Below are 255 nucleotides of genomic sequence, written 5' to 3'. Positions count from 1 at the left end.
GCCGTGCGAAACGGTCCGATGACCAGCCACGCCGCCGAGCCATGACAGGGTGGCAGGATGCCCGTCGATGACAGTGACGATCACGCAGTCGCGGGGCAAAGAATTCAGAAGCGTTTCGACATGGCCTTGGGCCTTTGGGTTGCCACGCGCCCGCTCCCGCTGCGCTGCGGTCCATCCGGCGTTGAGGCGGTCGGCCGAGGTTACGGCAAGCACGCCGACGTCGCGCCTTGCCTCGGCGATGATGCCGGCCGCGGC

General features: G+C 68.2%; 1 pseudogene. It reads right to left on the bottom strand.

Annotated elements, in window-relative coordinates:
- Window positions 1–255, bottom strand: a pseudogene (locus EOD29_RS33290) (transketolase); the annotation flags it as partial.

The organism is Mesorhizobium sp. M1A.T.Ca.IN.004.03.1.1 (assembly GCF_003997555.1).
Taxonomy (GTDB): domain Bacteria; phylum Pseudomonadota; class Alphaproteobacteria; order Rhizobiales; family Rhizobiaceae; genus Mesorhizobium.
Note: the sequence above shows the minus strand (reverse complement) of the source record. Positions and strands in the feature narration are given on the sequence as shown.